Source organism: uncultured Duncaniella sp. (genome assembly GCF_910578445.1).
GTDB lineage: Bacteria > Bacteroidota > Bacteroidia > Bacteroidales > Muribaculaceae > Duncaniella.
On the sequence record NZ_CAJTQC010000014.1, the window covers coordinates 44626 to 70542 of the forward strand.

The window sequence follows — 25917 nt, forward strand, 5'->3', positions numbered from 1 at the left end:
ACTATGGAAGAACGTTTGCGCATACTACTTTGCGAGGACGACGAGAACCTCGGCATGCTCCTTAGAGAATATCTTCAGGCCAAAGGGTTCAACGCCGATCTGTTCGCAGACGGGGAAAGCGGCTACAAAGCATTCCTCAAGGGGAAATATGACCTCTGCGTCCTTGACGTGATGATGCCCAAAAAAGACGGTTTCGCACTCGCTCAGGAAATAAGAACCGTAAACTCTGAAGTACCCATCATTTTCCTCACTGCAAAGTCAATCAAGGAAGACATCCTCGAAGGATTCAAGATCGGTGCTGACGACTATATCACCAAACCGTTCTCGATGGAGGAACTCGTGTTCCGTATCGAAGCCATCCTCCGCCGTGTCAAAGGGAAGAAAGGTAAAGAAATCACCATGTACAAGATCGGTAAGTTCACTTTCGACACCCAGAAACAGGTGCTCCTCATCGACGACAAAGTGACCAAGCTCACCACCAAGGAATCGGAACTCCTGAGCCTACTCTGCGCCCATGTCAACGAGATTCTCGAACGCAACTTCGCGCTCAAGACAATCTGGATTGACGACAACTATTTCAATGCCCGTTCAATGGACGTCTACATCACCAAACTCCGCAAGCACCTCAAAGATGACCCGTCCATCGAAATCATCAACATCCACGGCAAGGGCTACAAGCTGATTGCTCCTGAACTCGAATCGTCAAACTAATCAATTTCTATTGATTGTGTCAGGGCGATAGCAGCCCTGAACAATGTCATTTACCGGCCCGGTGCACCACATCAACGCACCGGGCCGGATAATTTAACCAGCTACCACACACATCACACAATGTCTATGAAACTACACTCTCTGCGCACAGTTCTGAGCCTTTTGCTGCTGAGCATAACACTGCAGGCGTTTCCCGGAACATCCGACGGATGGAAACCGGACATCCTTGGCGACGGCTACGAAATGCGACAGGTCAATCATCCGGCCGACTATACAGGCGAGGCTGTCTCTACAATAATCCGCAAACTTTGTCCCGACGTATCGATTGACAGCACGCGCACACATCGCGGAGTGCTCTATGTCCACGGATTTAACGATTATTTTTTTCAGGCCGAAATGGGCAACCGTTTCGTCAATCACGGCTATGACTTCTATGCAGTCGATCTCAGGCGCTACGGACGCTCAATCACCAACGGTCAACGGAATTTTGATGTCCGCGACCTCAGCGATTATTTCCCCGACATAGATTCGGCACTCGTCTCAATGAGCCGTAACGGTCTTTCTGAAATCATACTCATCGGACACTCAACAGGAGGATTAATTTCAGCATATTTTGAAAGCCGCTGCCATCCAAAGGATATCAAAGCGCTCATTCTCAACAGTCCTTTCCTTGACTGGAATCTCGGATGGAAAGAAAAAATGATACCTGCCGTATGCCTGCTCGGTAAATTATTCCTCGATTTTAAAATCAGTCAGGGAAAATCGACAGCCTATGCCGAAAGTCTGCTCAAAGAGCATCATGGTGAATGGAACTATCGCACAGACTGGAAATTCACCCAGTCGCCACCCGTAACCGCCGGATGGGTGCGAGCAATCACCAAAGCCCAGAAAGGTCTTCGCAACGGCAAAGCCGACATCCGGATTCCTATCCTGCTACTCTACTCGTCAAGAAGTGTCAATGGCGCGGAATGGACTCCCGAACACAACCGTGCAGACGGTGTGCTCGATGTAAACGACATCAAAAAATACGGCCGACAACTCGGGCCTGATGTCACATGTGCGCGCGTCGATGGAGGACTCCACGACCTCGTCCTTTCAGCACCCGAAGTGAGAGAACCGCTATACCGCTACATTTTCAACTGGCTCGCCCGAAACGGGTTGTAACCTGTTTCGGAGGTTCAAGAGTTAATTATAGTTAATAATTCACTCTTTTATTTTGAAGACATAATTATAATCAGTAATTTTGCAAACTATTACACACCAATCCAAATTTACGGGGCTGACCGGTATTGACAGCGTGTAGAGGTGGTGAGTAAGCATGCAGAGCAATGATGGCTACGCTCTTAAATCAGGGACATCAAAATTTCAAATGGCGAAAACAACTACGCTCTCGCTGCTTAATCGAAGTACAGTAGATTAACTTTATTTCCGCAACAGTTGCGGAAACGAGACATCACCCGATTGTCCTTTTTCCGAGACGGATCGAACAGGTGGTGCAGGTAAATCGGAAATATGGCGATGAAAGCCTCGCGACTCGCCGAGACACTTAGAGGATAAGGTAGAGATTGGTGGTTTCTTGCCTGTCTCCACTCGAAAACCAAGTAGAAACTAAGCATGTAGAAAGCTCATTAGTTCCACGTTTGGACGAGGGTTCAAATCCCTCCAGTTCCACTTGCTACTACGGACACTCAGTAGATTAAATCAGACAAACCGCAGACTATCAATTAGTTCTGCGGTTTTTTCGTGTCTAATCCTTTCGATTCAGGACCGAAATCAGACCAAGAAAAGACCGTTACAGACATAGTTTCGTTACTAACTCGTTACTAAAATTTTGGAAAATGAAATAGTAACGATTTAGTAACGATTACCACGATAAGATTTTAATATACACATAGTTACAAAGACGCAACTTAGTCGTAAGTCGGAAAATATCGGACATCAAACAGGTCTAATCCAACACTAAATCCGACTATAACTGCTACTATTTCAATCGAGTATTGCTGCCACCTATCAGACAAGATTGGCTTGTGTTAATAAATATCGTTGTGAATCAACGAATTATCTTGTCCGATATACGTCTTTTTGTTTCTGAAAAGCGACCAATCCCACTAATTGTTTAACTCGTTTTCATATCGAAGCCGGTCAAACGGCAAAGATTGATAACACAACTCTTAGAAAGGATGAAAAAGAACACATTCAAAGTCTTGTTCTACATCCGTGGTAATCAAATCAACAAGGAGGGAAAGGCTCCCATCATGATACGAATTACCATTGACGGAGAGGTAGAGCAGCTCAACTCGAAGCTCACCATCGAGCCTCAGCTATGGGATGTCGCAGCATCCAAAGCAAAGGGTCGGTCAGCCAAAATACTTGAACTTAACAGTCGCCTGAATGACATTCAAGTGATAATGAAAGATCACTACTATGATATTCAGCGTCGTCATGGCTATGTTACCGCAGAGATGGTGAAAAACGCCTATATGGGTATTACAGCCCGCGAAGAATCATTGCTGAAACTTTACGAACAGCATCTTGAAGACACCAAAAAACTTGTGGGATTAAGCAAGGCGGATCCCACCTATCAGAAATACGAGCGTATGTACCGCCGTGTGGTGGAGTTCATGAAGATGAAATACAACATCACGGATATTCCGCTCCGTGAAATAAAACTATCCTTCATCACCGATCTGGAATTTTTCCTGCGCACGGAATACAAGTACAGCCAAAACACTACCTACAAGTGTATGAAATTCTTCAAGCAGGTAATTAACAAAGCTATCCGCGCAGGACTGATTTTTGTAGATCCGTTCAACGGCTACAAAATCTCAACAGAGCGTGTTGACCGAGGTTTTCTCACCGAAGATGAACTTGAGAAAATGATGTCAAAGAATTTCGCTTCCGCACGGCTCAATCAGGTACGCGACATTTTCATCTTCGCCTGCTTCACCGGATTGGCATATATCGACCTCGCCCACCTTCGTGTTGACAACATTCAAAAGATGTTTGACGGTCGCTGGTGGATTGTGACCCACCGACAAAAGACCAATACAAAGGTAATGGTGCCACTGCTGCCGCCTGCGATGAAGATACTCAAAAAGTATGAGGGAGAGTTTACCGATGGGAAACTGCTACCTATCATCACTAACCAGAAGCTCAACTGCTATCTGAAGGAGATTGCCGATATATGCGGCATCAACAAGAACATAACTTTCCATCTGGCGAGGCACACATTCGCAACGACCATGACACTCGGGAAGGGTGTGCCAATCGAATCTGTGTCGAAGATGCTGGGCCATACCAACATTCAGACGACACAAATCTACGCCAGAATCACAAACGACAAAATCAGTAAGGATATGGAGATTTTATCTCACAATCTCGGAGTTTTAGATTTTAATTGATATACAGGCTAACTATCTGACAAAGTGCTGGCTATATATCAATGGCCGGCACTTTGTGTCTTTTTGAAAATGTTAACGCAGGTTAAAGTCGTGGAATATTCCATGGAACGTCCCGAATGAGCCTTTGCGCGATTGCCGAACTTTGCAAGCGTAACACTAAATCCAAAAATGATTATGGAAATAACTCTTGAAACGCTTCACGATAATCAAGAAGCTCTCCGGGAACTTGTTTCTTCGGTTCTCACCCTTCTTAATAAAGAGAAAGGGAAAACAGGTCGGCAGAAAGAAGAAAAGGACAATCAGCCGACCATGCCACCAATCCCCAATTCGGTAGCGGCAGCATTGCTCCGGATTTCAACGCGCCAATTACAGCGCATAAGAAAGCAGTACAATCTGAAATGGCTCAAACGCGGACGCGAGGTGCTGTACTTTCTTGGCCCACTTATCGAAGCCATCAACGTGTATCATCTTCCGTGGGATCCTGACGTGTTTGATAAAATCCGAACAAACTACAAAAACCGTCCGCGCTTATGAATGCCTACGAACTGAAACAGGTGTCGGCGATGATAAAGAGCCTTGAAAACACCTTTATGGAGCGTCTTCGCCAAATGGAACGGTCATATCTTGATGCTCTGAAAGGCTTCGGCATCATTGACGATGAGAAGATGTGGACTGAAAAGCAGGTTTGCGAAAAGTACAGCATCGACCGCAAGACGATGTATAATTACCGCAAAATGGAACTGATTCCATTCACCCGTAAGGGAGAGCGCGGCAAAATCTATTATCTGCCCGCAGATGTAAGGGCTTTCTTTGCTGACCTGTAACCCGCATAAAATAAGCACACAACACACATACACCAAAATAACCGCACCGCCTGTCGGTGCAAAGTCAAACAACAAAATTCTTTATTTCTATGGAACAAGACCAGACCCAAGAAAAAGATCAGGTGCTGATTGCCCGTGACAACGAAAGCGGGAAAATCGGTGCAGTGACCGGCATGAACGATGACGGCACACCCAAGATGTCCGATGTAAAATCGGCCAAGCTCTCCGACCTTGTGAAATTCAACATCCGGCAGAATCCGCTGGAAGCCTTCATGTCGAATTTCCTGCGTCAATGCAAGAATCCCTCGATGTTCAGCTTTTTCAAAGTTGACGCCGACAACTACGAAAAAGAGGCGCCGGTAATGGGCGAAATGCTCAAAGACCCCGAAACGCACAAGTCGATGCTTGAAGACCGCGAGGTAAAACCGTCCGATGAAATCAGCGAAACCCAGAAGAACAAGCCCGTTGACGAAAGCAAGATTGACTGGGCGGAGCTGAAAGAACGCTGGGGCGTTGACAAAGAACAGCTTGAAAAGTCGGGCGACCTGCGCGAAATGCTGTTCAACCGCAAATCAGCGCTTGTCACCATCACCACCGATGTGGGCGGCAAGGTTCAGCAGGTGGACGCACGCCTGTCGTTCCAGACCGATGAGCAGGGCAAAGTGAACCTCGTGCCCCATCTTATCCGCAAGTATCCCAATCTCAACGAGGAATACAACGGATACAAGTTCACCGACGAGGATAAGGAGAACCTGCGCACAACAGGCAACCTCGGAAAAGTCGTTGACCTTGTGGACAAATCCACCGGAGAGGTTATCCCGTCCTATGTCAGCATCGACCGCTACACCCATGAAATGTATCATTTTCCTGCCGCTACGCTTGAAATCAATGATACCATCGGAAAAACGAAACTCTCCAATCAGGAGATAGAATTTCTGAAAACCGGAATGGCTATCCCCAACAAGGAGATTATCGGCAAGAACGGCAAGACCTACCATGCCACTCTCCAAGTGAGCGCAGAACGCCGCGGCGTGGAGTTTGTGCCCAAGCAGCGCACACAGAAGACCACGCAGAAAAATGAGAACAAGCAGGAGCAGAAAGCCGGTGATGGCGAAAAGACCGAAAAACGCTCCACATGGATAACCAAAGACGGCGGCATAAAGCGGCTGAAACAGTGGAACAAGATTCCGCTTACCGAACAGCAGCAGAATGACTACGTTTCAGGCAATGTCGCCAAGCTCGACCAGATGGTTGACGACAAGGGAAAGCCCTGCACCGTGTATCTCTATTTCAACAAAGAGAAACAGCGACCCGAAACATCGCTTGACGATCCCCGCCTCGCAACCAAAATCACACCGTCAAACGAAAGCAAGACACAGCTTGCGGTCAACAACGACGGTAAGACGCAGGAAGCGACAAAAGGCGTGAAAGAACCGCTCGACAAGGGTCAGACAGAACCCAAGAACGATGAGCAACAGAAACAGCAGCGTAAGCCTAAAGGCCCGAAACTGTAACGCCACAACACACCACTGAATCCACGTTGAAACAGACTGCGGTTTTCTGAACCGTATCCCTCCCAGTAAAGACGCAAGGAGGTCCGGAACTCCCTGCGCCTTACCTCACCACTGAATCCATCCAAGAATTACAAACCACCAAATTCATGTCAAACAAATATGAAAACTGAAAAGATAATCACCATAGTCGCCGACAGCCATCTTATGGCAGACAACATCGCAAGAGCAATCGGCGCAACACCAGCAGGAGAATACCACTATGCAAAGGAAGGCTATGCCGTCACATGGACAAACGGCAGCATCGTCGAGGCAAGCTACAATCCCAAGCAGCCCTTTATCCTCTCCGACAGCATGACACCCCAACAGGTGTACGCCCACAATTTCGATTTCGCCGTGCGCGACTACGACAAGGTTGTGGGTTACGACAAGAAAGCGGAAGACCTCGCCCGGCTCGACGCTATAAAGGTGCTGTTCAAAAACAGCAGCCTTGTAATCAACGCCACTATGCCGACGCCTTACTGCGACCTCGTTTTCTGGAACCTCTACTGGTATCTCGCCGTGCCGGTCAAGACCTGCCGTGTGTGGCTCCCGGTGCTGACAAACCGCGCCATCCGTGGGGCAATCTACAATCCTCGCATCGACGATGAACGCTACAAGCAATATATCAGCAAAGTCATCTACGACAAATTCCTTGAAGAAGATGAAATTTGGCGTGAAGCCGAGGCCGAGGAACAGGCACAACTGGCTCTCAAAGCGGCCGAAGGCAAGGAGGACGGCGAAGAAAAGCCGGTAATCTATAGCGGTCAGGAGGTCAAGTTGGTCGATTACCCTGTGTTACCCAGCTTTCTCTCGCTACTCGTCACCGCATCCGCCGAGTTCGGTTATAACCACGACGAAACAGCCGATGCCGTGCTGCGCCTCTACCTGAAGAAACTGATTTCGTTCCCGTCCGATATTCAGAGCGGCGTACCTTACAGCGTATGGCGCAACATGAAGCGCAATATGCGTATGCTCCGCTACAACTCACGCTGGGGCGAACAGGCGAAAGCCCTCAAAAAGCTCAGCCGACGCTGCGTAATCAAAGGTGTGCCCGAGGGTGCGTATGAAACATACGGCATAGTGACCACCGGGCTGCACCCCACCGACCTCACAGGAATAGAGCGTATAATCTACGACCATATTGTGAAACAGGTCATCGACGCCTTTACCCCATTCGAGGGTGAATGACAGGAAAAAGCCGGATACCGATACCTCCCGTTTGCGAAAAAATTCGTAACTTCGCCACTGATTCATCGTCATAAATTGTTTTCAAATCATTTTTGACATGGATTTAGTGGTCGGACATCGGGAGGGATCCCGGTGTCCTTTTTCTTGTCTATTCCGAAAAACACCATTACAGACCCACTAAATCCATCCAAATTATGAAATCCAACGATGAATATTCGGAGTTGAACTATTATATAGTTTATCTCCAAGCACATCTTTCCGCCCATTATTTTCCACAGAGCGTTGACCGCAGGTTTATCGCAGAACGGGCTGACAACGCACTCGACACCTATGTTACACTGTTCCTTCAGGGCAAGCCACAGCATATAGCCCAAGAGCTTGCCATGCGCGAACTGCTTAAAGGTTTGTATGTATCGCGCTACGACGTGGTGCATACAATCATCGAGGAAGATTGCTGGCTCCGTATCCCGTCCGATGAAATGGAGGTAAAGGCGTTGTATATGCTCACCAAGCCGGTAATCCACTCCATTCTCGACCGCCACGAGGTGAACGGGGATTTTCTCACAAGAGAGGATTATCCGCCATTGCGCTATGAACTGCTTGCCGCCATAAACGAAATACTGGACGGCGATGAGTTATAACCGCAAAGAGAAACTGCGCGGCAATATCGAGGCGATACGCACTGCGTTTCAGCTTGATGTTGAGCGCAGGCCGCCTACCGATGCCGAGTGGGAATTGCTGTCAAAATATGCCGGATTCGGTGGCTTGAAATGTATATTGCAGGACGCCAACGAAATTTCCGACGCCGCAAAATGGAATAAGAGCGACCTTGAACTGTTCGCTCCCACCGTGGAGTTGCGGCAGCTAATCCACGATTTTTCAAAGGACGACAGGGAGTTTGCCCGCTATATGGATTCATTGAAATCATCGGTGCTGTCTGCGTTCTACACGCCGAAGCCCGTGGTTGAAGCCATATCGCAGAGCCTCCAGTTTGCCGGAGTGTCGCCCAAGCGATTTCTTGACCCCAGTGCAGGGTCGGGAGCGTTTGTCGATGCTTTCACATGGGTTGACCCGCACGCGGAGATAACAGCGTTTGAGAAAGACCTGCTGACAGGCAAAATATTGTCGAAACTATATCCTAACTGCCATGTAAATATTGAGGGATTTGAAAAACTCGACAAATCACAGAACGGATATTTCGATGTCGTTTCGTCAAACATTCCGTTTGGCGATTTTGCGGTATCAGATCCGGTATATGCGACAAGTAGAATAGGCGTTTACCGTCAGTCGGTGAAGATGATACACAATTATTTCTTCCTGAAAGGTCTGGAAGCGGCCCGTGACGGCGGCATTGTGGCGTTCATAACCTCGCAGGGGCTTATGAACGGCAACAACGCTTTGCTCCGTGGCGCACTTGTTAACCAAGCCGATTTACTCTGCGCACTGCGTCTGCCCAACAACACATTCACCGATTCTGCCAACACCGAGGTGGGCAGCGATGTCATAGTATTGCAAAAAAATTCCGCGAAAAAAGGATTGAGCAAGTTGGAAGAAGCCTTTGTAGTCGCTGAAAAAGATGCAAGTACGGGTGTCAGCACCAACCGCTATTTCATCGACAATCCCCAGCATATCATCTGCACTGATTCCAAACTCGACACCGACCCATACGGAAAGCCGGCTTATGTCTATAAACATGGCGGTGGCGTAGATGGCATAGGTGAAGATATGCGCGGAGCATTGGAAATGGCCCTTTCGCTCAACCTGAACATAGAGATGTATCACGGCAAACAGCAGACCACACATATTATAAATGATGTGACGGTTGAAAAGAAACCGGAAAAGGAGCCATTGCCGCCTGAACAGCCACAGATTGAAGATGTGGAGGCGGAGGAAATCCGCACCGACACACCGCAGCCCTCGTCCATAAGTGACCCCGCCGAAATAGACACCTATCAGGCCCCGACACCGGATTATACACATAATCCAGACCCGAAAGTGATGATGTATAATCTTTTCGGTGAATTGGTGGAGATACCCGGTGCGAAGAAACGCCACAATCAACGGCAAAAAGCACAAGGGCAAAAGTCAAAAGCGGCGTCACATCCAAATCAGCCCCAATCTCCGGCCAAAAAGGAAACGATGTCGGAAAGAACTGTTTCCGGCAACAGCAACCGTAAACTTACCGACGAGGAATTGAAATTCTACGGCTCGTTAAACTGGGAGGATAACCAGCCCATCAACGGTTTTTATGAAACCATGATGTCTATCGCCCAACGACAGCTTGAATAAAAGCGGTTGCAGGAGGAAGCGGATAAAGCCGCGCAGCAGGCAAATTCCGATGCTCCCTATATCGAAATGACCGAAGGTGATTTCATTCCGGGTGTGCATACCGATGTGCGGAAAACCACCGTTATCCCGCTTGAAGAAATTGAGCCGGAACCGGATCTTTCGCAGCGCCCCTTCTCCGAGGATTTGCAGACCTACCATAAGGAAGGTGCTATGGTATGCGACAAGGGGCAGGTAGGTTTTCTTTCCGATGTAAATAAGAATGGAGCGACATTCACGCCGCTCCAGCTCAAACCGGAACAGATGAAACGTGCGTTGCTCTACATCACTCTGTCCGACACATATCAGCAGCTCTATGATTACGAGGCGAAGACACATGAGCCGAGTGAACATCTGCGCGAACACCTCAATCAGTATTATGACGAGTATGTAAGGCGTTACGGCTACCTCAATGAAAAGTCGAATGTGAAATTTATCCGCATGGACGCAAACGGCTGTGACGCTCTGGCATTGGAGCGCGGTGAAAACGGAATGTTTGTCAAGGCGGATATTTTCGACCACCCGGTATCTTTCTCCGTTGACGAGCTTACCTCGGTGGATTCCCCCATAGAGGCGTTATCTGCATCGCTCAACAAGTTCGGGGCCGTTGACCTCGGCTACATGAGCCGTCTTGTGGATATGACGGAAGATGAACTGGTTGATAACCTGAAAGGACGAATATTCTACAATCCGCTTGTCAACAATTATGAGATCTCCGACAAGTTCATAGCCGGAAACGTGATTGCCAAAGCGGAACAGATCGAGCGGTGGATAGCCGACCATGAGGCCGACGACACCCGCATAAACGAATCGCTTGCCGCACTCAAGGAGGCATACCCCGAACCGATACGCTTTGAGCAGCTTGATTTCAACTTCGGAGAGCGCTGGATACCGACGGGGATATATGCAAAGTACATGAGCTATCTTTATGAAACCGACATCAAGATAGCCTACTCACCGTCGCTTGATGAGTATTCCGTAACCAATGCGTCATACACCACCAAGATTACCGATGAGTTCAAGGTAAGGGGTCAATACCGCACATACGACGGTATGCACCTGTTGAAACACGCCTTGCAGAACACCGTGCCGGATATTACAAAGTCAATCGGCAAAGACGACAAGGGCAACGACATCAAGGTGCCCGATGCCGAGGCTATCCAGCTTGCCCATACCAAGATTGATGAGATACGCAACGGTTTTACCGAGTGGCTTGAACAGCAGACGGACGATTTCAAGGATAAACTTGTGGCATTGTATAACCGCAAGTTCAACTGTTTCGTGCGTCCGCACTACGACGGCTCACATCAGACATTTCCTGACCTAAACATGAAAATGTTGGGAGAACAGTTCGGTATCAGCTCAATATATCAGTCACAGAAAGACTGTGTATGGATGCTGAAACAGAACGGCGGAGGGATATGTGACCACGAGGTGGGCACGGGTAAAACGCTGATTATGTGCATAACAGCACATGAAATGAAGCGTCTTGGCATGGCAAACAAACCTATGATTATCGGCATGAAAGCCAATGTCGCTGAAATTGCCCAGACTTATCAGGTAGCCTATCCCAATGCCCGCATACTTTATGCCGATGAAAAGTCATTCTCTATGGAGAACCGTCAGCGTTTCTTCCGCAGTATCCAGAACAATGACTATGACTGCGTGATAATGTCGCACGATCAGTTTGGCAAAATACCGCAGTCGGAGGAATTGCAGGAGCGCATATTGCAGGAGGAACTTGACACCGTGGAAGAAAACCTTGAAGTCGTGCGCCAGCAAGGAAAGGACATATCGGTAGGTATGCTGAAAGGTCTGGAAGCGAGAAAGAAAAATCTTGAATCAAGGCTGGAAACAGTGCGCTATCGTCTTGAAAGGCAGCGTGACGACGTGGTGGATTTCAAAAGCATGGGCATCGACCATATACTGGTTGATGAAAGCCACCGTTTCAAAAATCTCACGTTCAATACCCGTCACAACCGCGTTGCGGGATTGGGCAACTCCGAGGGCAGCAACCGTGCGCTTAACCTGCTGTTCGCAATCCGTACCATTCAGGAGCGTACAGGCAAAGACCTCGGAGCCACATTCCTTTCCGGAACGACTATCTCCAATTCGTTGACGGAGCTGTATCTGCTGTTCAAATACCTGCGTCCCAATGCGCTTGAAATGCAGGATATAAGGTGTTTTGACGCATGGGCGGCTATTTTCGCCAAGAAAACCACCGACTTTGAATTTTCCGTGACAAACAACATCATTCAGAAGGAGCGTTTCCGCTATTTCATCAAGGTGCCGGAACTTGCGGCGTTCTACAATGAGATAACGGATTACCGAACCGCCGCCGATGTCGGTGTTGACCGTCCGGAAAAACAGGAGATACTGCGCAAGATACCGCCTACACCCGACCAAGAGGATTTTATCCCCAAGCTGATGGCGTTTGCCAAAGACGGCGATGCCACGATACTCGGTCGTGAACCGCTGTCGGAAACGGAGGAAAAGGCGAAGATGCTGATTGCCACTGACTATGCCCGCAAAATGGCGATGGATATGCGACTTATCGACCCCGCCTATGGCGACGACCCCGGCAACAAGGCTTCGGAATGTGCAAAATGGATAGCCGACTACTATCGCCGCTTTGAGCAGTACCAAGCCACGCAGTTTGTGTTCAGCGATTTAAGTACATTCCAGCCGGGCCAATGGAATGTCTATGCCGAAATCAAACGCAAGTTGATTGAGGATTACGGTATTCCGGCGCATGAAATACGTTTCATTCAGGAAACGAAGACACAGAAGGCGAAGAAAGCGGTGATTGACGCGATGCGCGAGGGTAAAATCCGAGTGTTGTTCGGCTCCACTGAAATGCTCGGCACGGGTGTCAACGCCCAGAAACGAGCCATTGCGGTGCATCATCTTGATTGCCCGTGGCGACCGTCCGACCTCGACCAGCGCGAGGGTCGCGCTGTCCGTACAGGCAATATCGTTGCCAAATTCCACAACGCCAACCGTGTAGATGTCAATATTTACGCTGTTGAGCGCACGTTGGACGCCTACAAGTTCAATCTTCTCCAATGGAAGCAGACTTTTATTTCCCAGTTGAAAAAGGGAGCGTTGGGAGCGCGAACTATTGACGAGGGCGCGATGGACGAAAAGACGGGCATGAGCTATTCCGAATACTCCGCCATTCTTTCGGGCAACACGGATCTTCTTGAAAAAGCCAAACTTGAAAAGAAGATTGCGGCACTTGAAAGTGAACGGCGCTCGTTCAATAAAGGCAAAGGTGACACCAATTTCAAACTGCGATCCATCACCGATGAGATTGAGAAAACCGAAATCATCATAGGAAAGATGGAGGCAGACCTCGCGCGGTATATGGCTGTTGTCAGGAAGGACAGCGACGGAAATCCGGTCAATGCCCTTACGCTTGACAAATGCGATGCTACCGACGAGGAAGGAATGGGCAAGCATCTTCAAAACCTTGCAAGAACCGTCAATACCCACGGCGAATATGTGCGTGTCGGTGAGATCTACGGCTTTCCGATTTGTATAACATCGGAAAAAGCAGTGGTTGACGGCGTGGAATCCGTACAGAACCGTTTTGTTGTGGAGGGCAATTATAAATATAAGTACAACAACGGCTTTATAGCAATGGCCGACACCCATGCCGCCTGTACCAACTTTATAAAAGCCCTTGAACATCTGCCCGAAATAATCAAGCAACACCAAGAGCGCAACGCAAAGGCGAAGAAAGATGTTCCGGCCCTGCAAGCCATTGTAGCGAAGACATGGAGCAAGGAAGATGAGTTGAAAACCCTGAAAGCACAGCTCCTTGAACTTGAACACAAGATTGCCGCCGACCTTGCCCCGAAGCACGAGCAGCCAAAGCAGCAGGAAGATGTCGAGCAAGACACACCGCAACATCAGCCCGTCACAGTCGTAGAACCACCCGGCCAAGCGACCGACGATAAAAAGTCAATGGTGGCAGAGCCGGCAACTCCCTATCGGAGTATTGATTACCCAACCCGTAGCACACCCCGCTCAATCGGATTATGATTATAAATGGCAACGAATGATTTTTCTTTCATTGGTTGCCATTTTTTTATTTATAGATATTATCCAGTTGAACAATAGCTGTTTATAATATTATATCGATATTTCATAGTTAATTTTTTCACACATAATTTAATTTTTTACTTGTGTAGCTAAAAAATTAGCTGTATATTTGCAGCGTAACTCCAAACTAATATTGTTATGAAGAAACTTTCCGAACGTGAAGAAGAAATCATGAGCATTCTCTGGAATGATGGTAATCCACTATTTATCCGCGAGATAATAGACAGGATGACATCGGATGGGCAAAGCCGTCCAAACTTCAGCACAATCGCCACTTTTGTGAGGGGGTTGGAAACTAAAGGATGGTTGGCACATGAGATGATAGGAAACTGCAATCGCTATTATCCAGTAAAGAGCCTTGCAGAATACCGAGCAAATTCTCTTAAGAGTATGGTAAGCCGCTTTTTTGGCGGTTCATACCTAAACCTTGTTTCTACTCTTATCGGCAACGAAAAAATTTCCTCTGATGATATGGAAAAAATCTTGGGGGAAATAGAAAGACAACGAAAGGAGGATGAATCATGATGCAGTATTTAGTTAACTATTCTCTGAATGCCGGAGTGATTATCATGATATTATGGGTTGGCTATCAATTCGCTCTCTCTCGCAATACTAATTTCAAGACAAGCCGCGCAGCTCTACTTTCTATTTATCTACTTGCTGCGCTTCTCCCATTTATGCCCATAATTTCGTTTATTCCTTCCGATATAGCCTTGGTTGGAGGAAATGTTGAAGTGGGTAACATCGAAGCATCCAATAACCCTACAGTAAGCGGTATTCAATTCAATCGTATTATTGGATTGATTTATATTGCTGGATGTCTTGCTGTTTCATTTTTTCTACTTATCGGTTGGTATAAAATAATCCGCATTATCAAAAATGCCAATAAAGAAGAAAGAATCGGCTATACTTTGGCAATCAGCCCACTCTCCTCGACTGCTCCATTTAATTGTTGGAGATATATTGTTGTCAATGAGAAAGACGCAGACAATGAAACAATCCTTGCACATGAATCAAAACATGTATTTTACGGTCATACTTTTGATTTGATATTAGGTCAATTTGTACTTGTATTACAGTGGTGGAATCCCGCAGCTTGGTTGATGTTCCGCAGTTTACGCACACTACATGAATACCAAGCAGATGAAGGCGTCCTGACAGAAGGATATTCCCGGTGTGATTATGAATTACTGATGCTGAATAGAGCCATTGAAAAACAGAACTTCTTCTTGGCTAATACATTTAGCTCCGGAAGTCTCAATGCTCGTATCACGATGATGGGCAAGCGTAGAAAACAGTCATCGAAATTAAGTTATCTGGTACTTATTCCTGTGATTTTATTGGCCGCCTTATTTCCAAAAATCCCGTTTGCTCGAACCCCGATAGAACCTACTCAAAATTTAGTTTTTGTGGAGGGTTCTGAAACGATGCCTGAATACCCCGGTGGGGAACAAGCAATGATGAGTGCTATTCTTTGGGAGGTGAAATATCCGCATGATCTACTCGAAAAGGGAGCCAGTGGTGTGGCACGAATTGGTTTTACTGTAAATACTGACGGCTCAATGTCTGATTTCAAAGTAGTAAAATCATCGGGGTTTGATGAACTTGACAGTGAAGCTATCCGAGCTATCCAAAGTTCTTTGAAAGAATCTTGGATTTCCGGCACTGTTGATGGAAAAGCCGTAGCGAGTGCCGTTTCAATTCCTGTAACATTCTACATCGCACAATAAAACTCTATATTAATATGTCCGCTCGTCTATATATACTTGTATTTTTTATTATTTCGTTTGCTGTGCCAATGTCGGCACAGCAAGATGACGAGCGGCTTGACTCTTTAATCAGAACGCTCGAATTAAAAGAGGTTGTTGTCACGGCTAAAAAAATAAGACAATCGGGTGATACAATATCTTATGCTGCATCTTCATATATAAGCAAAAATGATAAGACATTAGAGGACTTACTCCGGAAAATGCCCGGTATTGAAGTGAAATCGGACGGACAAATTATATATAATGGACAATGGATTAATGAGTTCTATATCGAAGGGTTAGATATGCTTGGCTCTAACTATGGAGTAGCCACCAAAAATATAGATGCGCATGACATTGGGACTGTACAAATTCTTGAAGATCACCAAGATGTAAAAATGCTCCAAGGCGTAAGGCGCGGAGCCGCACCAGCAATGAATATACGCCTAAAGCAGAGCGCAAAGGGTATCTGGTCGTCCACTTTTGATGGCGCTATAGGAAGCCAGCCCAATATATCCTGGGATGCATCGGCTTCACTAATGAACTTCAGACGTAATGCTCAAAATATATCGGTTTATAAAACCAATAACATAGGTATTGATTTACGGACTGAAATTAATGCTCCATCTACATACACATCATCTTACGGAACCGGGATATTATATCCTGAGACTCCATCCTTATCTAATAAGTATATTTATAGAAACATCTCTCATAGCCTTTCAGTGAACCAGTTGCTGAAACTTAGTGAAGATAAAACATTTACGTTTAATCTTAATTATCTTTTCGACAAAGAAAAGCGTAATTCAAATGATGAAACAATGTATTTGTCTGACAGTGTGGCAAGGTATATCATCAAGGAATCTAATTCTTCTGATATACATCAGCATTTTGTTGGGACCCATGCTGTTTATAAACTTAATGGGAAGAAAATATACCTCAAAAATACTCTTTCCGCAAATGCGTCTTTTCCAAAAGGAGAAGGACTAATTAATGATTTAATTCTCCAAAAATTTTCAGCTCACTCAATAAAAATTGATGATGAATTGAAACTTAACTATAAGAAACATAATGGGGGAATTGCAGATGCTTCATTCCATATATCCTATAACGATAAGAAGGGATTATTGAATCTGCCTAATAATGAATTTTGTCAGATAGTAGATCAACGAAGCTTCAATATTGACGGAAGTGGCTCCTTGATTGCTCTTTCAATACCACACTTCATGTTTAATCTGAATGGAGAAGTTGATGCAAGTTGGCAACATGCTAATACCAATCTTGATATTGACAATCAGTCTATGCCTGATGATCAACAAACATGGCAGGTTGGTGCAAGGGTTACTCCAAAAATATTTTGGCATTATGGGCAAAAATTTCAATGGCTTATATATGTGCCTGCAGGTTTTATGTATTATAAGTCTGACAATCAAACTTGGAATTATAATAAAACATTCTTCTCGATAAGACCATATTCGAACATAACATATAAACCATCAGACCGGCTTTCGTTCTCACTTACCACAATAGGTGAAGAATCCTTACCTTCTGCCATATCCCTTATGGTTCAAAAACGATTTATAGACTACCGCACAACCATCTCTAACCCGGGACATATTGAAGCGACAATGAACCGAACACTAAAAACGGCATTCAATGCGAGCTATACAAATGTATTGGATATGCTATTTGGTAGCCTTGCATTAACGTATGTTCAATCGCGTTATGGCAATAGTTCCGGATATGACATAACTGACGATATTATTAATTATATAAGATTGCCATATTCTACAAATAGCCGGATATGGCAACTTGATCAAACATTTTCAAAAGGTTTTTTCCGATGGAACTCAAAGGTAAGTGAGTCATTTAGTATAGGCATGAATAATAGTGAATATTATATCAATGATGAAATTCATGAAGGCAAAAGCAAGTATCTTCGGGCTAAACTTTCATATAATGCGACGTTTACTAAATGGCTGTCTTTTGAGACCTCAAATGAATATACCCTATCCAAGAGCTTTACAGATGGCAAAGCTAATGATGGCACGAAACATACCTTCACCAATGCCACGTCCATTGTATTATGGCCGTTTAAGCAACTGAATGTCTCGCCATCTGTGATGTTCTATAATAATAATTACTCTACATCATATAGGAATAATGTGTTCCTGAATTGCAACATTGAATATACTCTCGGAAACACCATACTGTCACTGCAATGCAGTAACTTGTTAAACAACGATGTTTTTAGAAGGTATAACGACAATGGAATCATTAGATACTCAAGTGAATATCATTTGCGAGGACGCACAATTATGGTAGGCATTAGAATACGAATAACATAAATATACACCCATGAGAATTTTGATTACACTTTTAGCATCCTTAATGATGCTTGCCGGGCCTGCCGCTATAGCACAGGTTACCGTATCGTATGCTATGGATACGCCTACGTTTACCCTCGCTCATGAGGACACTGATAAGTATGAGACATTAGATACTTGCTATCTTAACGTTTCATACCAGTTCAAGTATCGCAATTCAGAGAAAGACGATTCTTTGAGTTTCGATGACATCATGGACTTGCAAATGGGAAAAGACTACAATGCTTTCTTTAGCCGTGATTTGCGAGCTCTTGATACACAAAACACGAAAGAACTTAAATCTACAATGCAATTCTCTACTATTCCGGAGAATTATGTTGGGTTCGACCTTCTGTTCAATCATAAGGACTCACTGACTACAGTCACCAATCGTCTTCCATACACTTCTCAAGTCATTGAATACAGTGAACAATCAGAATCTCCTGAATGGACGTATATACCCGATGAGATTGCTACTGTAATGGACTATCATTGCCATGTCGCAACATGCAATTATGGAGGAAGAAATTGGAAAGTGTATTATACAAATGACATTCCTGTTCCTTATGGACCGTGGAAGCTGAACGGAGTAAAGGGATTGGTCCTTAAGGCTGAAGACTCTGAAAACAACTTTATTTTTGAAGCTGTAGGTTTGACACAAAAGCCACAACCTATTATTCGCTATGACTGGAGTAGAAAGAAAATGAAGAAAGAAGATTGGAAAAAATATGAACAGGAGATGTATAAAAACGCCGGGGCATTCGTCCGAAATACTGGGGCACGCATCCTTATTATGGATAACAGTGAACAAGGTTTTCATCGTCTCAATGAAGATTGGTCTCAATACTACAATCCATTAGAAAGATAATAACCAAACAGTCTTTTCAAAACGTAGATTATCAAGTTATACTGTGAACTCCGCCCTCGGCATAAAATGTCGGGGGCTACTCTTAACGACAATAACTCAATGTATTCATCATATTTTATAACCAGAGCAATGAACAAGATTCTCATTGTAGATGCGTCCGCATCCGACGGGAGAATTATGGCGGGCTTGTTGACACGGGCCGGTTATGATCCTGTCGTTACGGATTGCATCGAGGCCGGAAAAGTTGAGGCGGCAAAGCTGCCTCCCGGCGCGGTTATCGTCACGGCAATGCGATTGTCTGACGGTACTGCAAAAGAGTTTATTAACTGGCTGAAGACCGAGGGATACAAATTCCCTGTCATAGCCATAGTGGATAACCTGCACACTGACGCTGTTGATGTGATGCGTGGCGGAGGAGCTGTCGATGTGGTTCAGCGGCTTGCACTTGACAAGCAACTGATTGAAACGGTTGAGAAATATGCAAAACCGGAACACGTCGTACTGACACTGGGCAATCAACTGTTACCGCGCAAAAGCGAGGTATGGCAGAAGATTGAGGAAAAGATAACGGCTATTGCCGCGACCAACGCCAACGCAATCATCTTCGGGGAGTGCGGTTCTGGAAAGGAACAGGTGGCACACCAAATCTACCTCAACAGTTCGCGGGAGCAGAAACCAATAACCATCGTTGATGCCGGAGGCGCGGCTCTCGTAGGTCGGCACAATCCCGAAAATGAGCGCAGTGAAATCTACAACCGCATAGAGGGATACTTTCAAAAGTCGGCAGGAGGTACAATCATAATCAAGAATGTGCATCTGCTGACCTTTGAGAAACAATCGGTGTTACTGCATATCCTCGAAACTGAACATCCCGACGTGCGTGTGATCTGCACCGCAGAGCCGGAGTTGTTGAAGATGGTAACGGAAAAGACATTCCGACCCAATCTGTTCTTCATACTCCGACAATCAGACATCGCTGTGCCGTCGCTGAAAGATACGACAGAGGACATTCCGGAAATTGCCGATTTCTTCCTCAAACGCTATGCCGCCAAGACCGGCAAGCAGCGAAAACACCTCGACGCATCGGCGATAAAGGCATTGAAACTCTACCCGTGGCCCGGCAACGTGCGCGAGTTGAAAGACATCGTTCTTTTCGCCGCCTTCCATGCCAAAGGCGATACCATTTCTGAGGCTGACATCAATTTCAATCTCTCGGAGCCGAGGGTTGACGATGATTTAAGCCTGCGCAATCCGCAACGTGAACGTGAGAAAATACTCGAAGCGTATCGTCGCGGAGGCAGTTGGAGCGAGGCTGCCAAGCTGTTAGGGATAACCGAAAAAACGCTTTTCAATCTTCGCAATAAGTACGGAATTGAGCGAAACGGTGAAAATCAGCCTTGACAAACTCGTTAAAAATGACTAACTTTGCAGTGTAAAACTGCAAAACATACGGCTGGAGAGCCAGCCCACATACTTTTTACATATCATAACACCGCATTTGTATTGGTAAAAATCTGGTACATTTTTAACTATTAGAAACAGATGCGTGATGCTTATGCTATGCACTTGCATAGCGTGTCGTCACGTTTTCTAATAGAGGCTTTACCAGATGCCTTACCAATGAGCGTGTTCGACACGCTTTTTTGTTTGACTATAAAACAGCCTTAATTCTGATAATCTTTACCGATAGCCCGGTAATAATTACCGATGACCTTTATCAACACACCGAACTACCTCCACGATTATAGCTTTTATTTTCAGCAAAATACGCACTTTTGATCTCGCGCTGTAATCCGATTGTAACATTCGCTGGTTCTATATCCGTGATTTGAAAACAATGTAAAACGAATTAGAAACAGCCGATAAATGGATTTATTTTCACTTACCGAAACCGAGTTCTTCCAGAAGCTGACCGAGGGGAAGAACGACAACCTGCACATCGCCTACAAGGATTTTGTGCTTCAAGTCAGCGAAATGTGCAGCAAAAGCACTCACAAGGGATATGTGATAACCGCACTGCTCTATGCCGAGGTAGAGATACAGCATTTGCAGACAGCCCGTCAACGCGACGAGGTGAATCAGGAGCTTGCAGCCTTCATCAACAAGGCACTCCATTTCGTTCATCACACCCTCAACCATTACAAGGAAATGGAAATCGCCATGATCCCGACCGATGATTGTTTCGACAGCATAAACCTTGAATGGAACGCCGACAAAACAGACTTTATGGAACTGTGCTATGCACTGAAGATTGGCAAATGCCTCAATTCAGATGCTACGGTGACCGATATAATGAAAGCGCTTGCAAAGGCTTTCAACCTCAATGTGAACCCCAACTATCTCCACAAGAGATTCACGGAACTTAAATCGCGGGGCAAGAAAAGTCGCACGGCATTTCTCGATGTGCTCCAGCACCGCTTCAACCGTTTCCTTCACGGCTCCGACACCGGAGAATGGGAAAGTGCTTGATAAAGCACCGATGTCCGACCACTAATCCACTTTATTATATATTTTCATTTGGGTGTTGAATTTACAACCAATGGGGAAAGCCCGACTGTCCGTGATGGATAGCCGGGCTTTGTCGTGTCAATGGCGCAGGTTATTTGAGGTGAAGAAGATGGCGCAGAGAGGGGTCAGCCGCAATGCGCTGCTTCTCTTTTTCCACAATCTCAATTACCTCCCGTTTGATGCGGTCGTAGTTTGCCTGTATCGCCGCCTTCATACCTTTCCGTTCAGGCGTAGGGTCTTTGAAATCAGTGATTATAGGCAGAGGTTTATAGGCTTTTGTTTCTGCTGCCACACGATTGTTGTCAACAACAATCTCAGCGTGGAAAATCTTCTGGTCTATCCGTTCATCAAAGTTATCCGACACCGCTCCGACAAATATGCCCTGCGTCAGCGTGGATATTTTGCTCGGCGGTATCAGCGAATCCATCTGCGTGTTGAACGAGGTTGAAACGTCCTGACGGTTGATAGAGATAGACTGCCGTTTCTGCAACACCTTGCCGAAACGCTCCGACAGCGATTTAGCCGTTTCACCCACAACCTGACCTGCGAAAATATTGCCGACGGTGTTCATCACAACCGAAGCCTCCTTGTCGCCATAATCGCGTTTTAGCTGGGAGAAATCCTGAAATCCAAGGCACACCGCAACCTTGTTGCTGCGGGCGGTGGCAATAAGATTGTCCAGCCCCTTGAAATATATGGTCGGCAATTCATCTATGATAACGCCGGATTTAAGCATACCTTTCTTGTTTATCAACTTGACAATTCGGCTGTTATACAGGCCGAGCGCCGCGCCGTAGATATTCTGGCGGTCGGGATTGTTTCCGACGCAAAGAATCTTCGGCTCTTTGGGGTTATTGATGTCGAGTGTGAAATCATCGCCCGTCATAACCCAATACAACTGCGGTGAAATCATACGGGAAAGCGGGATTTTAGCCGATGCAATCTGCCCGGCAAGCTGTTCGGCAGCTCCGCCCAACCATGCGTCCATAAACGGCGACAGATAGTTTTCAAGCTGCGGATAGCTGGTAAGTATTGGAAAAATATCCTCGTAGCGACGGTTAAGAAACTCAATCGCATGGGGGAAAGTACAATATTTCCCATTCTCGTAAATTTTGAGATACCAGATTATTGCAGCGAACAATACAATCGGGGATTCAACAAAGAAATCGCCCTGTTTCTGCACCCACGAGCGGTTCAAGTTGAGCATTATTGTATAGGCCGATTCATAGGCGTCGGCAATATCCGACATGAAATCGGGGTGTATCGGATTGCAACGGTGCGAGTGTTCCGGATCATCAAAATTTATCACATAGAAAGAGGGCGGATTATCGCCGTAACCTTTCTGATGTGTCAGCATGTGATTGTAGGCAATCATCGTCAGATCCGGAAATTTGTAGTGTAGGCTAAGCACCCGGCGCCGTGTCATATAATCATGACCGGTTTCCAAATACTCGCCTCCGAACCGGACGTACACCTTCCAGCGTATCCGGCTCTCCGTTTTGATATTCAGTCTATGCCTTGCCATTGTGAACTTTCTTATGACAACTACTGCACAGTGCAATCGTTTTTCTTCTACGTGCAATCATCATTCTTTCCCAAGGCTCTTTTCCTTTGAGTCCTTTGAGTTTTCTTACATGATGCATTTCGAGTCTGTCGGTTGCCCCGCATAATTCACACTTTTGTGCTTTAAGCCTGTCCATCAGGCTTGTGGTGCTTGTGTGCATTATGAAGTTCGGCAGAGTTGAAATTCTACTGTCCTTTGATGGCTTTAGCCTTTTGAAGCCACCATTATAGAATTTAGCTTCGATAGTATTTCCTTTCTTGCCTTGGTAGCTCACGGTGAAAATGCCGTCTTTCTTGTATTTGCGACATATCTTTGTAACCTTGCTACGATATTTTGCGGCAAAAGTCTTATACATGCTGTATTCCATAATGTATCCGAAATTGTTCATCTGCTTAGCGCAGTTGACACCAATTCCGAAATAGTTGTAGAAACCCCTTATTTCAGAATTGTATCTTTGAAGAATTTCAAGGTCATCGTTAAAGTTGAGTTCGGGTCTTGCTTTCGGCTTCCAGATTTCTTTACCGTTGTGTTTCTTTATTTCCACAACGTCATAATCGAGAAGCTTTTTCTTGACCGTATCTTTAGGGATACGAATCTCAACCGTTTTATTCCGAGACCTTTTCTTTCTACCGAGTGTGTCTCTGCGTGTTTCCGCACATTTTCTGTTTCGGATTTCAAAGCCGAGAAACTTCGCAGGATTATTTGAGTAGGTGACAAGGGTCTTCTCTTCGGATAATTCCAATCTTAATTTGGATTCAAGGTATTCTTTTATGTCCGCTTTAATCTTGATTGCATCCTCACGAGAGCCTATCACGCCACATAGGAAATCATCTGCGTATCTAACGTATTTCAATCGTTTGTAATTGGTGTCTCCCTCGTTTTTCGCAGGAGTCACCATCATGAGACTGTCATACATCTTGACGAGGCGAAGAGCCTCGTTTCGTTCCTCTGCGGTCGTGGCTTTCTTAAGAGCTACTTTTGCACGTCCTTTCTTACGTTGGTAGTGTCTGTATAGTTTGCTCACCTCCTTGCGTACACCTTTGTCGAATTTTGAGGCATACTCCTCCATATATTTGTCAAGCTGGTCAAGATATATGTTGGCAAGTATCGGGCTTATGATTCCACCCTGCGGTGTTCCGTCATAAGATTTGAAGTATTGCCAATCCTCAATGTAACCTGCGTTGAGAAACTTACGGATTAATCGGATGAAACGGCAGTCGCCAATGCGTTTTTCAAGGATTTTAATCATGACATCGTGATTAATGTTGTCAAAAAATCCTTTAATATCGCCCTCGATATACCATTTGGCTCCACAGAAAGACTTTGAAATCTGTTCCATTGCGGTATGGCAACTTCTTTGAGGTCTGAAGCCGTGGGAACAATCAGAAAACTGTCCCTCGTAGATTGCCTCAAGAATCATCCTCACCACTTCCTGCAACAGTTTGTCCTCTATAGATGGTATGCCGAGTGGACGCATTTTACCGTTTTTCTTGGGAATATATTCCCTCCTTGACGGTTTTGGCTGATAGCTTTCATCTTTCAATGACTCTATCAGTCTGTCAATGCGCTCGATGCTCATTCCGTCAATGGTTTTGCCGTCAGTGCCTGCCGTCATATTACCCTGCTTAGGGGCAATACGTTGGTACGCGACAGCATACATATCCTTGTTGTAAAGAATACGATACAGACGCTCGTACTTGTAATCCAAGTCCTTGCAATGTTTGTATAGACTGTTTAATACGTTTGTTGAATTTCTCATAAAGTCTCACACTTCATTCATTAATTGTATTAAAAATCTCCACTGTCTCCCTTCGCCATGTACGAGGCTTTCCCTCGCTCGGACTACTGCGGAGACTCCGTTACCATGCTGTCAGCGGATGCTGACAGTTTAGGCAATCCCAGTTTATAGTGCCTTAACTATTGGCTTGACAAGTTGTCGGGTATGACTTCCACCTGTTCCTGTATATTACAGTTGCGCTGCACCAAGTTCCTGCTCTCCCTACGCTACGACTGCAAAGAGAGTGATGCAGTATGACGATTAGAAACTTCTTGTGGTTGTTTCCATAGTTACCTTACGTCATAGCCTACTACACGGACCACTTAGATTATCATTCAACCAATTCGGGCTTTACCCTCATACTTGTCTTATCATCGCTATTCAGTCGCAGTTTGGTAACTAACTGACTTATAGTTGTACCGACGTGCTACACTCCCTGCCGTCTTTCGTTGGACAGATAAGTCGGTGATGATAGGTCATTTTCAAAGAACACTTGCCTAATCCTTGCCAAAGGGACTATTAAGACACTACCTTGACTGGCGCACCATACAGATATAGCCCGAACCCCTTTTCAATCTGCTGCTTAATGAAATTATTGATGATGGCGTATGACTTGCCCGAACCGGGAGTGCCGAGGACTATTGAGGCGCGGAATGGGTTAACCACATTTATCCACCCTTTGTTCCACCGTTTCTTGTAGTAGAAACGTGTCGGCAGATTTATGGAGTACTCGTTAGTCAAAAGGCGTGTTTCCTGCTGAAAACTTTCATTCTCGTTGTTGAAAACATCGTCCATCATATTATTTTTGAGCAAACGGCTTATCCATGTTCCAGCCATAAGGATACAGGCGAAACCGCACCCGGAGGTAATGATGTAAGATGATGTGCGGAACGTGCTTGCGGTGTCGGCGGGTATCCACCAGTTGAGGAAAAACAGCACAAGCCCTACGCCGAGAAAAATCCAGATTGTTTTCCATT

15 protein-coding genes, 1 other RNA gene and 3 pseudogenes are annotated in these 25917 nt (G+C 45.7%); 16 read left to right on the forward strand and 3 right to left on the reverse strand.

Features of this window, described 5'->3' with window-relative positions; genetic code table 11:
• Nucleotides 1–3: 3 nt before the first annotated feature.
• From QZ311_RS07365 to QZ311_RS07440, 16 genes and pseudogenes are all read left to right on the forward strand, one after another.
• On the forward strand, nucleotides 4–711 hold the full coding sequence (locus QZ311_RS07365) for a response regulator transcription factor (RefSeq protein ID WP_107033005.1): 708 nt from the start codon (nucleotides 4–6) through the stop codon (nucleotides 709–711).
• A gap of 126 nt (nucleotides 712–837) precedes the next feature.
• The gene (locus QZ311_RS07370; protein ID WP_297066109.1) at nucleotides 838–1875 is read left to right on the forward strand and encodes an alpha/beta hydrolase; all 1038 of its coding nucleotides are present in this window, start codon (nucleotides 838–840) and stop codon (nucleotides 1873–1875) included.
• Nucleotides 1876–1986: 111 nt separating this feature from the next.
• Nucleotides 1987–2385, forward strand: a transfer-messenger RNA (tmRNA) gene (gene ssrA / locus QZ311_RS07375).
• A gap of 506 nt (nucleotides 2386–2891) precedes the next feature.
• Entirely contained in the window at nucleotides 2892–4112 is a 1221-nt protein-coding gene (locus QZ311_RS07380) for a site-specific integrase (protein ID WP_123612530.1), read from the forward strand.
• Between the two features lie 174 nt (nucleotides 4113–4286).
• The gene (locus QZ311_RS07385; RefSeq protein WP_148463865.1) at nucleotides 4287–4646 is read left to right on the forward strand and encodes a hypothetical protein; all 360 of its coding nucleotides are present in this window, start codon (nucleotides 4287–4289) and stop codon (nucleotides 4644–4646) included.
• Complete coding sequence (locus QZ311_RS07390) at nucleotides 4643–4936, forward strand: helix-turn-helix domain-containing protein (RefSeq protein WP_297066116.1); 294 nt, start codon at nucleotides 4643–4645, stop codon at nucleotides 4934–4936. The genes QZ311_RS07385 and QZ311_RS07390 overlap by 4 nt, the downstream gene beginning before the upstream one ends.
• 89 nt (nucleotides 4937–5025) lie before the next feature.
• Complete coding sequence (locus QZ311_RS07395; RefSeq protein WP_297066119.1) at nucleotides 5026–6450, forward strand: DUF4099 domain-containing protein; 1425 nt, start codon at nucleotides 5026–5028, stop codon at nucleotides 6448–6450.
• A gap of 159 nt (nucleotides 6451–6609) precedes the next feature.
• Nucleotides 6610–7677 carry a hypothetical protein gene (locus QZ311_RS07400; protein WP_297066122.1) on the forward strand — a complete coding sequence of 356 codons (1068 nt, stop codon included), beginning with the start codon at nucleotides 6610–6612 and terminating at the stop codon, nucleotides 7675–7677.
• Nucleotides 7678–7871: 194 nt separating this feature from the next.
• Nucleotides 7872–8318, forward strand: a complete 447-nt coding sequence (locus tag QZ311_RS07405) for a DUF1896 family protein (protein ID WP_297066124.1) — start codon at nucleotides 7872–7874, stop codon at nucleotides 8316–8318.
• Nucleotides 8308–14049: pseudogene (locus QZ311_RS07410) on the forward strand (helicase-related protein). Before QZ311_RS07405 ends, QZ311_RS07410 begins: the two are co-directional and overlap by 11 nt.
• Before the next feature lie 198 nt (nucleotides 14050–14247).
• A complete protein-coding gene (locus QZ311_RS07415; RefSeq protein ID WP_121697895.1) occupies nucleotides 14248–14634 on the forward strand; it encodes a BlaI/MecI/CopY family transcriptional regulator in 387 nt (128 codons plus the stop codon).
• Entirely contained in the window at nucleotides 14631–15839 is a 1209-nt protein-coding gene (locus QZ311_RS07420; RefSeq protein ID WP_121697896.1) for a M56 family metallopeptidase, read from the forward strand. Before QZ311_RS07415 ends, QZ311_RS07420 begins: the two co-directional genes overlap by 4 nt.
• A gap of 14 nt (nucleotides 15840–15853) precedes the next feature.
• Complete coding sequence (locus QZ311_RS07425) at nucleotides 15854–18205, forward strand: hypothetical protein (protein WP_297066132.1); 2352 nt, start codon at nucleotides 15854–15856, stop codon at nucleotides 18203–18205.
• 10 nt (nucleotides 18206–18215) lie between these two features.
• A complete protein-coding gene (locus QZ311_RS07430) occupies nucleotides 18216–19091 on the forward strand; it encodes a GLPGLI family protein (protein WP_136410245.1) in 876 nt (291 codons plus the stop codon).
• 129 nt (nucleotides 19092–19220) lie between these two features.
• Nucleotides 19221–20492 (forward strand): sigma 54-interacting transcriptional regulator, encoded by a 1272-nt coding sequence (locus QZ311_RS07435; RefSeq protein WP_297066141.1) that lies wholly within the window; start codon nucleotides 19221–19223, stop codon nucleotides 20490–20492.
• A 465-nt stretch (nucleotides 20493–20957) separates the two neighbouring features.
• Entirely contained in the window at nucleotides 20958–21560 is a 603-nt protein-coding gene (locus QZ311_RS07440; RefSeq protein ID WP_289703432.1) for an RteC domain-containing protein, read from the forward strand.
• A gap of 130 nt (nucleotides 21561–21690) precedes the next feature.
• On the opposite strand, the pseudogene QZ311_RS07445 reads toward QZ311_RS07440, so the two are convergent.
• The 3 genes and pseudogenes from QZ311_RS07445 to QZ311_RS07455 all read right to left on the reverse strand — a co-directional run.
• Nucleotides 21691–22995, reverse strand: a pseudogene (locus tag QZ311_RS07445) (TraM recognition domain-containing protein); the annotation flags it as partial.
• Nucleotides 22996–23110: 115 nt separating this feature from the next.
• A complete protein-coding gene (locus tag QZ311_RS07450) occupies nucleotides 23111–24922 on the reverse strand; it encodes a reverse transcriptase domain-containing protein (RefSeq protein WP_280120656.1) in 1812 nt (603 codons plus the stop codon).
• 564 nt (nucleotides 24923–25486) lie between these two features.
• Nucleotides 25487–25917, reverse strand: a pseudogene (locus QZ311_RS07455) (YWFCY domain-containing protein); the annotation flags it as partial.

Excerpts from the sequence above, each read along its gene's own strand:
- QZ311_RS07380 (WP_123612530.1), top strand. The coding sequence starts at position 2,892 with ATGAAAAAGAACACATTCAAAGTCTTGTTCTACATCCGTGGTAATCAA.
- QZ311_RS07415 (WP_121697895.1), top strand. The coding sequence starts at position 14,248 with ATGAAGAAACTTTCCGAACGTGAAGAAGAAATCATGAGCATTCTCTGG.
- QZ311_RS07405 (WP_297066124.1), top strand. The coding sequence starts at position 7,872 with ATGAAATCCAACGATGAATATTCGGAGTTGAACTATTATATAGTTTAT.
- QZ311_RS07390 (WP_297066116.1), top strand. The coding sequence starts at position 4,643 with ATGAATGCCTACGAACTGAAACAGGTGTCGGCGATGATAAAGAGCCTT.
- QZ311_RS07440 (WP_289703432.1), top strand. The coding sequence starts at position 20,958 with ATGGATTTATTTTCACTTACCGAAACCGAGTTCTTCCAGAAGCTGACC.
- QZ311_RS07450 (WP_280120656.1), bottom strand. The coding sequence starts at position 24,922 with ATGAGAAATTCAACAAACGTATTAAACAGTCTATACAAACATTGCAAG.
- QZ311_RS07395 (WP_297066119.1), top strand. The coding sequence starts at position 5,026 with ATGGAACAAGACCAGACCCAAGAAAAAGATCAGGTGCTGATTGCCCGT.
- QZ311_RS07370 (WP_297066109.1), top strand. The coding sequence starts at position 838 with ATGAAACTACACTCTCTGCGCACAGTTCTGAGCCTTTTGCTGCTGAGC.
- QZ311_RS07430 (WP_136410245.1), top strand. The coding sequence starts at position 18,216 with ATGAGAATTTTGATTACACTTTTAGCATCCTTAATGATGCTTGCCGGG.
- QZ311_RS07425 (WP_297066132.1), top strand. The coding sequence starts at position 15,854 with ATGTCCGCTCGTCTATATATACTTGTATTTTTTATTATTTCGTTTGCT.
- QZ311_RS07385 (WP_148463865.1), top strand. The coding sequence starts at position 4,287 with ATGGAAATAACTCTTGAAACGCTTCACGATAATCAAGAAGCTCTCCGG.
- QZ311_RS07400 (WP_297066122.1), top strand. The coding sequence starts at position 6,610 with ATGAAAACTGAAAAGATAATCACCATAGTCGCCGACAGCCATCTTATG.
- QZ311_RS07435 (WP_297066141.1), top strand. The coding sequence starts at position 19,221 with ATGAACAAGATTCTCATTGTAGATGCGTCCGCATCCGACGGGAGAATT.
- QZ311_RS07365 (WP_107033005.1), top strand. The coding sequence starts at position 4 with ATGGAAGAACGTTTGCGCATACTACTTTGCGAGGACGACGAGAACCTC.
- QZ311_RS07420 (WP_121697896.1), top strand. The coding sequence starts at position 14,631 with ATGATGCAGTATTTAGTTAACTATTCTCTGAATGCCGGAGTGATTATC.